The 13,638-nt window shown below is 58.2% G+C and carries 11 protein-coding genes; 2 read left to right on the top strand and 9 right to left on the bottom strand.

Features of this window, described 5'->3' with window-relative positions; all coding sequences use genetic code 11:
• Positions 1-23 precede the first annotated feature (23 nt).
• The 7 genes from AC1MEA_RS13135 to fadD2 all read right to left on the bottom strand — a co-directional run bounded on the left by AC1MEA_RS13135 (position 24) and on the right by fadD2 (position 11,314).
• Complete coding sequence (locus tag AC1MEA_RS13135; RefSeq protein WP_480416424.1) at positions 24-1,148, bottom strand: GNAT family N-acetyltransferase; 1,125 nt, start codon at positions 1,146-1,148, stop codon at positions 24-26.
• 103 nt (positions 1,149-1,251) lie between these two features.
• Positions 1,252-1,491: an anti-sigma factor family protein gene (locus AC1MEA_RS13130; RefSeq protein WP_480416423.1), complete on the bottom strand. Its 240-nt coding sequence runs from the start codon at positions 1,489-1,491 to the stop codon at positions 1,252-1,254.
• The gene (locus tag AC1MEA_RS13125; RefSeq protein WP_480416422.1) at positions 1,485-2,096 is read right to left on the bottom strand and encodes an RNA polymerase sigma factor; all 612 of its coding nucleotides are present in this window, start codon (positions 2,094-2,096) and stop codon (positions 1,485-1,487) included. Before AC1MEA_RS13125 ends, AC1MEA_RS13130 begins: the two co-directional genes overlap by 7 nt.
• Positions 2,097-2,102: 6 nt before the next feature.
• Positions 2,103-3,224, bottom strand: coding sequence for a beta-ketoacyl-ACP synthase III (locus AC1MEA_RS13120; RefSeq protein WP_480416421.1), 1,122 nt, complete (start codon positions 3,222-3,224; stop codon positions 2,103-2,105).
• A gap of 266 nt (positions 3,225-3,490) precedes the next feature.
• Positions 3,491-7,402, bottom strand: a complete 3,912-nt coding sequence (hrpA, locus tag AC1MEA_RS13115; protein ID WP_480416420.1) for an ATP-dependent RNA helicase HrpA — start codon at positions 7,400-7,402, stop codon at positions 3,491-3,493.
• A 184-nt stretch (positions 7,403-7,586) separates the two neighbouring features.
• The gene (gene fadD1 / locus AC1MEA_RS13110) at positions 7,587-9,278 is read right to left on the bottom strand and encodes a long-chain-fatty-acid--CoA ligase FadD1 (RefSeq protein ID WP_219064121.1); all 1,692 of its coding nucleotides are present in this window, start codon (positions 9,276-9,278) and stop codon (positions 7,587-7,589) included.
• Positions 9,279-9,625: 347 nt separating this feature from the next.
• The gene (gene fadD2 / locus AC1MEA_RS13105) at positions 9,626-11,314 is read right to left on the bottom strand and encodes a long-chain-fatty-acid--CoA ligase FadD2 (protein WP_449633575.1); all 1,689 of its coding nucleotides are present in this window, start codon (positions 11,312-11,314) and stop codon (positions 9,626-9,628) included.
• Positions 11,315-11,515: 201 nt separating this feature from the next.
• On the opposite strand from fadD2, the gene AC1MEA_RS13100 reads away from it, so the two are divergent.
• Together AC1MEA_RS13100 and AC1MEA_RS13095 are read left to right on the top strand one after the other, a co-directional pair.
• Positions 11,516-12,460: an alpha/beta hydrolase gene (locus tag AC1MEA_RS13100; protein WP_480416419.1), complete on the top strand. Its 945-nt coding sequence runs from the start codon at positions 11,516-11,518 to the stop codon at positions 12,458-12,460.
• Positions 12,461-12,524: 64 nt separating this feature from the next.
• Entirely contained in the window at positions 12,525-12,995 is a 471-nt protein-coding gene (locus AC1MEA_RS13095; protein WP_219064124.1) for a MaoC family dehydratase, read from the top strand.
• A 113-nt stretch (positions 12,996-13,108) separates the two neighbouring features.
• Here the strand turns inward: AC1MEA_RS13095 and ccoM are convergent, their stop codons facing one another.
• Together ccoM and AC1MEA_RS13085 are read right to left on the bottom strand one after the other, a co-directional pair.
• A complete protein-coding gene (gene ccoM / locus AC1MEA_RS13090) occupies positions 13,109-13,219 on the bottom strand; it encodes a cytochrome c oxidase subunit CcoM (RefSeq protein ID WP_306823069.1) in 111 nt (36 codons plus the stop codon).
• 154 nt (positions 13,220-13,373) lie between these two features.
• Positions 13,374-13,592 (bottom strand): hypothetical protein, encoded by a 219-nt coding sequence (locus AC1MEA_RS13085; protein ID WP_449633790.1) that lies wholly within the window; start codon positions 13,590-13,592, stop codon positions 13,374-13,376.
• Between the last annotated feature and the right edge of the window lie 46 nt (positions 13,593-13,638).

Genomic DNA, 13,638 nt, shown 5'->3' with positions numbered 1-13,638 from the left:
GGCCCGATCAGGTGCCTTAAATCTCAATCCTGCCGATACGGCAACGCGGTCCGCGCCTCTTCGGCGTAGGCCAGGATGCCTTCGCGCTCCTGGTCGAGGAAGTCGCTGACCGCCGCCTTCAACCCTGGATGCGCCAGGTAATGCCAGGAGTGGGTGATGACCGGTTCAAAACCCCGAATCAACTTGTGTTCGCCCTGAGCGCCGGCATCGAAACGCTGCACCCCATGGGCGATCGCGTAATCCATGCCTTGGTAAAAGCAGGTCTCGAAGTGCAACCGGTCGAACTCGGCCAGGCACCCCCAGTAGCGCCCATAGAAACTGTCGCCGCCGATCAGGCTGAACGCCATCGCCACCGGCCTTGAGCCCTGCTTGGCCAAGACCACACGAATCGCTTCAGGCATGCGCTCTGCCAGGAGGCTGAAGAACTCGCGAGTCAGGTACGGCGTTTGTCGGCGTACGGCATAGGTGTTGGCATAACAGGCATACACGAAGTCCCATTGCGCTTCGCTCAGTTGATGGCCTTCCAGCCATTCGAACTCAATGCCCTGCCCCGCCACTTGTTCGCGCTCTTTGCGCATCTGCTTACGCTTGCGCGAACTCAAGGCGTCAAGAAAGTCCTGGAAGTCGCGATAACCGCGATTCTGCCAATGAAACTGGCAACCCAACCGCTGCAACCAACCCGGCTGTTCCGCCAGCAGGGCGTCGGCCACCGGATCGGTGAAGTTGATGTGCGCGCTCGACAGCTTTTCGATGTCGATGTAACCGGGCAGGCACGCCAACAGCTCAATCCCGGCTTCCGGGGTCGCCGACAGTAAACGCGGCCCGCTCACCGGGCTGAACGGCACGGCGACCAACAGCTTCGGGTAATAGTCGATACCGGCGCGTTTGCAGGCATCAGCCCACGCGTGGTCAAACACGTACTCGCCATAGGAATGCCATTTACGGTAGCTGGGCAGCGCCGCAATCAGCTGGCCATTTTCGTAGTGCAGCAGGTGTTCTGCTCGCCAACCTGAATGTGGCCCGAGGCTGCCGCTGTCTTCCAGTGAGCTGAGAAAGGCATGGCGTAAAAAAGGCTGGGCAGTGGGCACCAAGGCGTCCCACAGCTCAGGTGCCAGCGCTGAAAGGCTGTCCAAACGTTGTAGCGGCATCAGCATTCCCCACGCGTTATCGCACACAAGCCTGGCGAGTATCGCGCATCCGCCGAGTAAGCCGAAATAAAAAACCCCGACGAGGCGAGGCCTTTGCCATGTGCTAATCCTTGCCGAACATCTGCTGCTCATGCGCCAGGCGCAGGGCGATCTCATCCAGATCGGCAATCGGCGGTTCGCGCATCGCCCGCAACGTGGCGCGCATCAAGCGCATTTGCTTGATGAAACGTCGGCAATTAGGGCAGAACAGCAGATGATGGCGCGCCTGAAATCGCTCACGAACGCTCAACTGGCCGTCGAGAAAATCGCTGGATCGCGCTACCTGTTCCTTACACGTCAACATTCGCCCGTCTCCTCAAAATGCTCGACGGTCGCAAACACCTTCAAGCGCGCCCGATGCAGCAGGACTCGCGCATTAGAGAGCGATATCTCCAAAAGATTACAGATCTCTTCCACTTCCAGGCCCTGTCGCTCACGCAACAGCAATACGCTGCTCTGCAATTGGGGCAAGGTGAGCAAGGTGTGTTCGAGGCATTCGCGCAATTCGTTTTCGGTCAGCAGCGCTTCGGGCGTGTCCTCATGCCAGGCGAAGGGCGCCACGCGCCAGTGCCCGTCGCTGGCAAAACGCTCATCGCCAAGGGTGCCGTGAGGCGATGGCAGGTCGTCCAGCAGCACTTCGCGGCGGTTGTGTTTGTAGCGGGTTTTTGCCGCATTGGCAGTGATGGTCAGCAACCAGGTTTTCAGGCTAGAGCGCGCCTGAAATTTTGCCAGATTGCGCACCACGGCAAGCCAGGCTTCCTGCACCACCTCATCAGCGTGACGACTGCCGGCAATGGCGTACGCCACGGCCCGCATCGCACTCTGATAGGTGCTGACCAATTCGCGATACGCCCGCTGTTCGCCAGCCAGCAGGCGTTGAATCAGTAACGCGTCGTCAGCAGCAGACATCGTCGATCAATGCTTACGCAGGATTACGCTGCCGATTGAGTAGCCGGCACCGAACGAGCTGAGCACGCCCAGCGCGCCGCTCGGCAAGTCGTCCTGGTACGTGTGCAGCGCGATCACTGAACCGGCCGAACTGGTATTGGCGTACGTGTCGAGAATCACCGGCGCTTCTTCCAGCGAGGCTTCGCGACCCAGCAGTTTCTTCACAATCAAGTGGTTCATGCTGAGGTTGGCTTGATGCAACCAGAAACGCTTGATATCGCTGACGTTCAGGTTGTTTTCCTGCAAATGGGTGCCGATCAGCTCAGCCACCATCGGGCACACGTCACGGAATACTTTGCGGCCTTCCTGCACGAACAGTTTGTCCGGGGCACCGATGCCCTCTTCCCCTGCGCGGTTGAGGAAGCCAAAGTTGTTGCGAATATTGTTGGAGAATTTGGTCAGCAGTTTGGTGCTGACAATGTCGAACTGATGCGGCGAGGTCGCGAGGTCTGCACGCTCGATGACCACGGCCGTAGCGGCATCGCCAAAGATGAAGTGGCTGTCGCGGTCACGGAAATTCAAGTGGCCGGTACAGATTTCCGGGCTTATCACCAATACCGCGCGGGCCTGACCCAACTGAACGGTGTTGCACGCTTGCTGGATACCGAACGTCGCGGACGAACAGGCAACGTTCATGTCAAAGCCGAAACCCTGGACACCCAGCGCGTCCTGAATTTCGATAGAGATCGCCGGATAAGCACGTTGCAGGTTGGAGCAGGCGACAATCACGCCGTCGATGTCGGCAGCGGTTTTGCCTGCGCGTTGCAAGGCTTGTTCGGCGGCAGCGACGCCCATCTGGCAGAGGATCGACCACTCGTCATTGGAACGTTCTGGCAAACGCGGCGCCATGCGCAGCGGATCGAGTATGCCTTCCTTGTCCATGACGAAGCGGCTTTTGATGCCGGAGGCTCTTTCGATAAAAGCAGCGCTCGATTCTGTCAGCGCCTGAACGTCTCCGCGCTCAATCGCTGACGCGTTTTCGGCATTGAACAGGGCGACATAGGCATTGAAAGACTGCACCAGCTCATCGTTGGAAATGCTGTTGGCCGGGGTATACAGGCCAGTGCCACTGATGACGACGTTATACACGGTCGTTCCTCTCTTATTGATCGTTGCAAGCAACGACTTGCTGGGCTTGAAGATTGGCACAAACGTACCAATACGTACGGAAAGTTATCCCGTTAAGGCACGGGTTTCAGGTTGGATCAGTTGGCAGGCGGGCCGATCTCCGGCACCTGGGCTGGCGTCTTCGCGAATTCAATCGCGAAGACGTCGGCGCTGTCAGCGACAGCTCTATCAGACAGTCTGCGAACAATGACGCGAAGTGTGCCATATCGGCCCGATTTTCGCGCTATTCAGCCATCCACCTGGCTCCATTGCTTACTCAGACGCTTGTCCGAGACCGGAATTTTTGTCCCCAACTGCTGGGCAAACAGCGACACGCGATATTCCTCCAGCCACCAGCGATACAGCACCAACTCTGCGTCGCGCTTACCTTCCTGGGCATGCTTGCCGGCGCGGGCCTGATACTGAGCCCACAAGCCCGCCAGTTCGATGCTCCAGACCCGGTCTTTCTGCACTTGGCCGGGCAGTTTTTCCAGGCGCATTTCGATGGATTTCAAATAGCGCGGCAGCTCCTTGAGCCACTGCGCAGGCGTTTCGCGGACGAAGCCCGGATACACCAGATACTTCAGCTGCGACTTGATGTCGTTGAGCGCTACCGCCTGCGCCAGATCAATCTTGCCCTTGAAGCGCTTTTGCAGGCCATGCCACAGGGTAAGGATATCCAGTGTCAGTTTCGCCAGGCGCTCAGCATGCTCGGTCCAGCCGGCACGTTTGCGTTCGGCCAGTGCCGCCAGCCCGGCACCGTCACGCGGCAGGCTGTCTTCGCCATCAAGAATGCAGCTGTCGAGGCTGGCCAACAGAATGTCTTCGATCAACCCATCGACCCGGCCCAGTTCGCGGTGGAGCAACGCCAGTTCGGTCTGCCCCGGCAATTTGCTGCGCAGGAACTTGGCGGGTTCGGCGAGTTGCTGCAACAGCAGGCGCTGCAAGGCCCGACGGTGTTGATACTCCGCTTCAGCAGGCGTAGAGAAGCGCCCTTCCTTGACCGTGCCAGACTCTTCGACCAGCGCCGGGTAAACCGTCATCGACAGGCCCGCGATGTTTTGTTGGGTTTTTTCGGCCACAGGGGCGAAGATTTTGGCCTCGACAGGCAGTTGGCTTTTCGAGGTTTGCGGCGCGGCCAATGCCGCTTGGCTGGCCTCGGCGAAACGCGCCGTCAACTCGGCCAGCTCACGTCCTTCACCGAGGAACTTACCGCTGCCGTCGAGGATTTCCAGGTTCATCTTCAGATGGCCGTCGAGCTGCTGGGCCGCTTCGACCCAGGCTTCGTCCGTCACCCGTGCGCCAGTCATGCGCAGCAGCTCACGCCCCAGCGCATGCGGCAACGAGCCCTCGCCGAAGGTGATGCGCTGCAACGCGGCCTTGATGAAGTCAGGCACCGGCACAAAGTTTTTGCGAACCACCTTGGGCAGGTTGCGCACCAACGCGATGCATTTGGTTTCCAGCAACCCCGGTACCAGCCATTCCAGACGCTCGCCAGGCAATGCCGGCAGCAATGGCGCGGGCACCCGCAGGGTTACACCGTCGCGCGGATGATTGGGCTCGAAGTGATAACTCAGCGCCAGGGTCAGATCGCCCAGGCGCAGGGTGTCCGGGTAATACGCTGCCGTGATTTCGCTGGCTTCGCGGGCCAGCACGTCTTCTTCGCGCATTATCAGAAGCTGCGGATTTTTCTGGCTTTCGACCTTGTACCAACTGTCGAAGGTCGCGGTTTGATGAATCTCCGCCGGGACCCGTGCTTCGTAGAAACTGAACAGCGTGTCTTCGTCGGCCAGAATGTCACGACGGCGGGCCTTGGCCTCGAGCTCGTCGAGTTGTTCCAGCAACTGAGTGTTGGCGGTCAGGCACTTGGCCCGCGAAAGAATCTCGCCACGCACCAGCCCTTCACGGATGAACAGTTCACGGGATACCTGAGGATCGATCGGACCGTAATGCACCGGACGCCGACCGACCACAATCAGGCCGAACAAAGTGATCTGTTCGAACGCCACGACCTGGCCGCGTTTTTTCTCCCAATGCGGCTCGAAATGGTTCTTCTTGATCAGGTGCCCGGCCAACGGCTCGATCCAGTCCGCATCGATCTTGGCCACCATGCGCGCGTAGAGCTTGGTGGTTTCCACCAGCTCGGCGGCCATCAGCCATTGCGGGCGTTTCTTGCCCAGGCCGGACGACGGATGAATCCAGAACCGCCGCTGGCGCGCGCCCAGGTAATCACCGTCTTCGGTCTTCTGCCCGATCTGACTGAGCAAGCCCGACAGCACGGCCTTGTGCAACTTGGTGTAATCGGCCGGTTCCTGGTTGACCGTCAACTGCAGGTCGCGACAGATCAGGCTCAATTGCCGATGGGAATCGCGCCACTCGCGCAGGCGCAGGTAGTTGAGGAAGTTTTTGCGGCACCAGTTGCGCAGCGGGCTGGCAGTCAGGGCCAGGCGTTGCTCTTCAAAACCGCGCCACAGATTGACCAGCCCGGCGAAGTCGGAATCGATGTCCTTCCATTGCGCGTGGGCCTGATCCGCCGCCTGTTGCCGCTCTGGCGGACGTTCGCGAACGTCCTGCACCGACATGGCACTGGCAACGATCAAGACTTCCTGCAAGCTGCCTTGTTTGGCCGCCTCCAGCAACATGCGCCCCATGCGCGGGTCCACCGGCAAGCGCGCCAACTGGCGACCCAGCGGCGTCAGCTGGTTCTCGCGGTTGACCGCCGACAACTCTTGCAACAGGTTGAAACCGTCGCTGATGGCCTTGCCGTCGGGTGGCTCGATAAAGGGGAAGTCAGTGATCTCGCCCAGACGCAAATGCAGCATCTGCAGAATCACGGCCGCCAGGTTGGTCCGCAGGATTTCCGGATCGGTAAACTCCGGTCTGCCGTTGAAATCTTCTTCGCTGTACAGGCGCACGCACAGCCCCGGCTCGACCCGGCCGCAACGACCCTTGCGTTGGTTGGCGCTGGCTTGGGAAACCGCTTCGATGGGCAGACGCTGAACCTTGGCGCGATAGCTGTAACGGCTGATCCGTGCAGTACCGCTGTCAATCACGTAGCGAATGCCGGGCACCGTCAACGAGGTTTCGGCAACGTTGGTCGCCAACACCACACGCCGTCCCGGATGGGACTGAAAAATCCGTTGCTGTTCGGCAGGCGACAGGCGTGCGTACAACGGCAGGATTTCGGTGTGTTTGAGTTGAGCCTTGCGCAGCATCTCTGCGGCATCGCGGATTTCCCGTTCGCCCGGCAAAAACACCAGCACATCGCCGGGGCTCTTGCGTTCACTGCGCTCGAACGCTTCCAGCTCATCAAGGGTCGCCAGAATCGCCTGATCGACCGTCAAATCGTCTTCGACCGCATTGCCCTCCTCGTCCTGCTGGGACGTCAGCGGGCGGTACCAGGTTTCCACCGGGAACGTCCGGCCAGAGACTTCGACAATCGGTGCATCATTGAAGTGCTCAGAGAAGCGCTGCAAGTCGATGGTCGCTGAGGTGATGATGAGTTTCAGGTCAGGGCGACGCGGCAGCAGGGTTTTCAAGTAGCCGAGCAGGAAGTCGATGTTCAGGCTGCGTTCGTGGGCTTCGTCGACGATGATCGTGTCGTAGCGTTCCAGGTAGCGGTCGTGCTGGGTTTCAGCCAGCAGAATACCGTCGGTCATCAGCTTGATCAGGGTGTTGCTGTCACTTTGATCTTCGAAACGCACTTGATAGCCAACCAGCGCACCCAATGGCGTCCCCAGCTCTTCGGCGACCCTGCTTGCCACGCTGCGGGCAGCGATCCGACGCGGCTGGGTGTGGCCGATCAGGCCATGCTGGCCACGACCGATTTCCAGGCAGATCTTCGGCAACTGCGTGGTTTTGCCTGAGCCGGTTTCACCCGCAATAATCAGCACCTGATGCTTGAGCAACGCCGCCTTGATCTCGTCGCGCTTGGCGGCAATCGGCAGGCTGTCGTCGTAGCGAATCACCGGCAGGCTATCGCGCCGGGCCGTGACCTGGGCAAAAGACGCCTGCACGCGCGCCGACCACTGCGCGAGCTTGGCCTCGTCGGGCTTCTTTTGAAGCTCATGCAACTGACGACGAAAGCGATGACGATCAGAAATCATCGCGTGGTCGAGGTTTTTCAGCAGTTGGTCGATGGAGGGCGATTCGTCAGTCATCAGGTGCGCAGAGTCTTTTGATGGGTGCAAAGGCGGGGATTGTCGCACAACACAATCCCTGTAGGCGCTGCCGGAGACTGCGATTGGCCGCGAAGCGGTCATACGGACCTGATCGCGGGCAAGCGCGCCTGCAAAAACAATCAAGCCCCGCATCGGCGGGGCTTGGGGTGTAGCGCTGCTTGGCTTATTTTTTCAGGCCAAGTTTTTTCAGTTCTTCATCACGCAGTTCCCGGCGCAGGATCTTGCCGACGTTGGTCGTCGGCAACGCGTCGCGAAACTCAACCGACTTCGGCACTTTATAGCCGGTGACATTGGCACGCATGTGTTCCATGACCTGGTCTTTGGTCAGGGTCACACCCGGTTTGACGACGATGAACAGCTTGATCGCCTCGCCAGATTTTTCGTCAGGGATACCGATGGCGGCGCACTGCAGGACGCCGGGCAACATCACCAGCACGTCTTCAAGTTCGTTGGGGTAGACGTTGAAACCGGAGATCAGAATCATGTCTTTCTTGCGATCGACAATGCGCAGGTAACCGTCTGGCTGGATGATCGCGATGTCGCCGGTTTTCAACCAGCCCTCGGCGTCGAGCATTTCATCGGTGGCTTCCTGATTGTGCCAGTAGCCCTTCATGACTTGCGGGCCTTTGACACACAACTCACCAACCCCGCCCAATGGCAACTCATTGCCTTCGTCGTCGATCACGCGGCACAACGTGGATGGCACCGGAATACCGATGGTGCCCACCTGAATCTTCTGGATCGGATTGACCGTGGCCACCGGGCTGGTTTCGGTCATGCCGTAACCTTCACAGATCGCGCAACCGGTCACTGCTTCCCAGCGCTCGGCTGCGGCCAATTGCAGGGCCATGCCGCCGGAGAGGGTGACTTTCAAACCAGAGAAGTCGAGCTTGCGGAACGCTTCGTTATTGCACAGCGCCACGAACAAGGTGTTGAGGCCGACAAAGCCACTGAACTTCCACTTCGACAGTTCCTTGACCATCGCCGGCAGGTCACGCGGGTTGCTTATCAGGATGTTGTGGTTGCCGATCAGCATCATCGACATGCAGTGAAAGGTGAAGGCATAGATGTGATACAGCGGCAGTGGCGTGATCAGAATCTCGCACCCTTCATGCAGGTTGGAGCCCATCAGCGCCTTGCATTGCAGCATGTTGGCGATCAGGTTGCGGTGGGTCAGCATGGCGCCCTTGGCCACACCGGTGGTGCCACCGGTGTACTGCAACACCGCGACGTCGCTGCTGACAGGCGAAGCGTCCTTCACCGGCTGACCATGGCCCTTGCTCAGCACGTCATTGAATTTGATCGCCTTGGGCAAGTGATACGCCGGGACCATTTTCTTCACGTACTTGATCACGCTGTTGATCAGCAGACGCTTGAGCGGTGACAGCATATCCGCCACTTCGGTAACGATGACGTACTGAACCTCGGTCTTGGGCACCACTTTTTCGGCCAGATGCGCCATGTTCGCCAGGCACACCAACGCCTTCGCGCCAGAATCGTTGAACTGATGCTCCATCTCCCGCGCGGTGTACAGCGGGTTGGTGTTGACCACGATCAAGCCGGCGCGGATAGCTCCGAACACAGCGATCGGGTATTGCAGCAGATTGGGCAACTGCACGGCGATACGGTCGCCCGGTTGCAGGTTGGTGTGCTGTTGCAGGTAAGCCGCAAACGCACCCGACAATTCATACAGTTCACCGTAAGTGAGGGTCTTGCCCAGGTTGCTGAAAGCCGGTTTGTTGGCGAAACGCTCACAAGACTGCTTCAATACCGCCTGAATATTTGGATACTCGTCAGGATTGATATCGGCAGCAATGCCAGACGGATATTTATCCTTCCAGAAATTTTCGATCATGGAAGCCGACTCCTCAGCGACAGCGAATTCTACACACCGCTTGAATGCGATTATTTTTTTGTGTTTTGTTGCGGGCTTTTTGCTTACCAATGGGGCAAAAAGCGGGCCGAGAGTAGCAGCTTTGCCAGGGGTCGACTAGAGCCAATAGTGGCCCGAACAGTCACAATAGTGACTTATAAACATCTATTGGTCACATTTAGAGTAAAAATACTACTCAGCGAAAAATGGGGTGTCAGTGACTCCGTGTGGAGCCATTCGCAGACACGTCAGCGCCTGAAAATTGATCAAGGAGCTGACGTGTCTGCGAGAGCGGTGTGTCTGGCACAACGCTCTACGGAACTAATGACTCAGGCGATATCACGCAACTCACGACGCAGGATTTTGCCCACCGGGGTCATTGGCAATGAGTCGCGCAGCACGATGTGTTTGGGCACTTTGTAGGCGGTGAAGTTTTCTTTGCAGTAGGCCTTGAGCTCTTCAACACTCACGCCCGACTCCCGCGCCACCACGAACAGCTTCACCGCTTCGCCCGAGCGATCATCCGGCACGCCGATCACCGCGCAACTGGCGACCCGAGGGTGCGCCATGACGACATCTTCGATTTCATTGGGGTACACGTTGAAGCCGGAGACGATGATCATGTCCTTCTTGCGGTCGACGATGCGTACAAAGCCGTCCGGATCAATCACGGCGATGTCGCCGGTCTTCAACCAGCCGTCAGCATCCAACACTTCGGCGGTGGCATCCGGTCGGTGCCAATACCCCTTCATCACCTGTGGGCCCTTGATGCACAGCTCGCCACGCTCTCCAATCGCCAGCTCGACACCGTTGTCATCAATGATTTTCAACGCCGTACCGGGTACAGGAATCCCCACCGTGCCCAGCCGCGCCTGATCGCCGTATGGGTTGGTGCAGGCCACCGGGGAGGTTTCGGTCAGGCCATAACCTTCAACAATTCGGCAACCGGTAAGTTGCTGCCAGCGTTCGGCCGTGGCCTTGACCAGCGCGGTGCCCCCGGAGTTGGTGAGTTTGAGGTTGGAGAAGTCCAGGCTTTTGAAATCCGGGTGCTCCATCAAAGCCACGAACAACGTGTTCAGCCCCAATAACGCAGAGAAGCGCCACTTTTTCAGCTCTTTGATGAAGCCGCCGATGTCCCGTGGGTTGGTGATCAGCACGTTATGGTTGCCGCTGACCATCATGCACATGCAATTCGCGGTGAAGGCATAGATGTGGTAAAGCGGCAACGGCGCGATCATCACTTCGCTGCCCTGCTTGAAGAGTTGGCTACCGTCCGGGCCATGCTGCGACATGCAGGCATAGACCTGCTGCATGTTCGCCACCAGGTTGCCATGGGTGAGCATCGCGCCTTTGGGCAAACCGGTGGTGCCGCCGGTGTATTGCAACACCGCAATATCGTCACTGCCGACCTTGACCCCTTGCAAATGATGGCCGCGACCCAGCTTCAATACGCTCTTGAACGACACGGCCTGTGGCAGGCTGAACGCAGGGACCATCTTTTTGACTTTGTCGACCAGGGTATTGACCAGCCAGCCTTTGGCCGCAGGTTGCATATCGCCCATCTTTACTTCGATCAGGTACTGGATATCGGTGTCGGGCAGAACGTCCTGCACCAGCTTGCCGAAAATATTCAGGTAGACCAGTGCACGGGCACCTGAGTCCTTGAACTGATGGCGCATTTCGCGAGCGGTGTACAGTGGGTTGGTGTTAACCACGATCAGGCCGGCACGCAACGCACCAAACACCGCAATCGGGTATTGCAGCAGGTTGGGCATTTGCACCGCGATGCGATCACCCGGCTGCAAGTCGGTCTGTGTTTGCAGGTAGGCGGTGAACGCCGCCGAGTAACGTTCCAGCTCGGCGTACGTGAGGGTTACCCCCATATTGCTGAAGGCCGGGCGATCAGCGAACGTCTTGCAGCAGCGTTCGAATACCTCGTTCACTGACCTGTAAGCGCCGAGGTCCACCTCAGAGAGCACGCCTGCGGGCCGTTTGTCGTTCCAGAATTCAGGTTGCATTGTTTTTTTGTCCTTTTACCTGAGTGTGTCTGGCCCGCTGCATTAAAAGCGGGGCTTGCCGGACGTTAGCAGCTAACACCCACAAGGCAAATAGCGCGCAGTGCGTCATCAACAACGTGAATCTTACTGCTGGTCGGACTGCAATTTGTCGATGCGCTATACACTGCAAACAGTAGGTCACACAGGGCATAAGGAATCGCCATGAGTCATGATGCTTTCTGGCTTGATACCCACGATCACAGTCGCCTCTACGTCAGCCATTGGCAGCCCTCTGTCACGCCCAGGGCGGTAGTGATGCTGTCACATGGCATGGCCGAGCACAGCGCTCGCTACGAGCGGTTCGGCACAGCCTTGACTGCCGCGGGTTTCGAGCTCTACGTCCCTGATCAGCGGGGGCATGGTAAAACCGCCGCCCACGGCGTGCTCGGGCACTACGCCGATAAAAACGGCTGGAACAAAGTGGTGGGTGATCTGGCCTGTCTGAGGCAGTACATTGCCCAGACGCATCCAGGCCTGCCGGTATTCCTGATGGGCCACAGCATGGGCAGCTATATTGCCCTGGCGTATCTGTTGCTTCACAGCGCCGGCCTGCAAGGCGCAATTCTCAGCGGGTCGAACTTTCAGCCGGTTTCGCTTTATCGCAGCGCCCGCCTGATCGCCCGGCTGGAGTCCTGGCGCCAAGGGCCTACCGGGCGCAGCGCACTGATCGAATGGCTGTCGTTCGGTTCGTTCAACAAAGCGTTCAAACCCATGCGTACCGCGTTCGACTGGCTCAGCCGCGACCCGCAAGAAGTCGACCGCTACGTGAACGATCCGTTATGCGGCTTCCGCTGCACCAACCAATTCTGGCTCGACATGCTGGCCGGATTGCAGTACATCAGCAATCCGGAGAACCTCGAACAGATTGACCCGGGCATGCCGCTGCTGGTGATGGGTGGCGAATGTGATCCAGTCAGCAATGGCACGCGTCTCAAAGACCTTGCCGACGCCTTGATTTCGGCGGGCAATCTAGCGGTAGAGCTGAAAATTTACCCACAGGCGCGGCACGAACTGCTCAATGAAACCAACCGCGATGAAGTCACTCGTGATTTACTCACGTGGCTGGAGCACGCTCTGGCCAATCCACGACCACCGCGCACCGAATGAATGAATCGTTTTTTTCAAAACATCGATACGTAAATCGTCAACCAACACGCCACAGGATTATTCAATGACTCAAGTCACCAATACGCCTTACGAAGCTCTCGAAGTCGGCCAGACCGCCAGCTACAGCAAAACTGTCGAAGAGCGTGATATCCAGTTGTTCGCTGCGATGTCGGGCGATCACAACCCGGTGCACCTTGATCCTGAATTCGCAGCCCAAAGCATGTTCAAGGAGCGTATCGCTCATGGCATGTTCAGCGGCGCACTGATCAGCGCGGCAGTCGCGTGTGAGTTGCCTGGACCGGGCACTATTTATATCGGTCAGCAAATGAGCTTTCAGAAGCCAGTGAAAATTGGCGACACCCTGACCGTACGCCTGGAAATTCTGGAAAAGCTGCCAAAATTCCGCGTGCGCATCGCTACCCGTGTATTCAACCAGCGGGATGAACTGGTGGTAGATGGCGAAGCCGAGATCCTCGCCCCTCGCAAGCAACAGACTGTCACCCTGCCGACCTTGCCGCCTATCAGCATCGGCTGAGATCACCGCGCCCGCACTTTGGTGCGGGCACGACTAAAATCGAAGACGAAAAAAAGGCGACCGAAGTCGCCCAAAGTGCCTTGCGTGCTCATGTACCGAAACAACTCTCAGCCTTACTTGCGCTTGTGCGAGTCCTTCCAGATAAAAACTCCCAGGCCTGCGAAAAACAACACCATCAAGCCCACGGTGACAACACCGGCGATAACCACATTATCGAGAAACATAACCGCCTCCCCTGACCTGCCTTGTTCGATAGGGCTAGGTTAGCCAAGGTGACGGTGGGGGAAATTGACCCAGATCAAGCGCCACCGCGACAGCGCGCGGCAGGTGGCTAATAACTGATCTGTGTCAAATAACGGAAGGGGGGGAAGCGAGCGTTCAGGGCTTTTTCGGTTTGCCCTTGGGCTTTTTCTTGGCTTTGCCCATCGGCAGCGCCTGCTCGAAAGCCTTGCGCACTTCGTTGAGGCGCTTGTCATTGAGGTCATGCGTGCGCTTGGCGCGTTCAGCGCCCAGGTCTATCAATTTGTCGTCTTCGCTCATGGTCTGCACGTCTTGACTACGGGAGTGCTGCCAATAATGCGGGGTGACGGCGGCCATGACCAGTGGTGATCTGCCTTCTTACACGACAAAAACATTCAGCGCG

The sequence above is a fragment of the Pseudomonas sp. ASL8 genome (assembly GCF_056680355.1).
The sequence above is the reverse complement of the archived record's forward strand: the minus strand, read 5'-3'. Positions and strand labels throughout refer to the sequence as shown.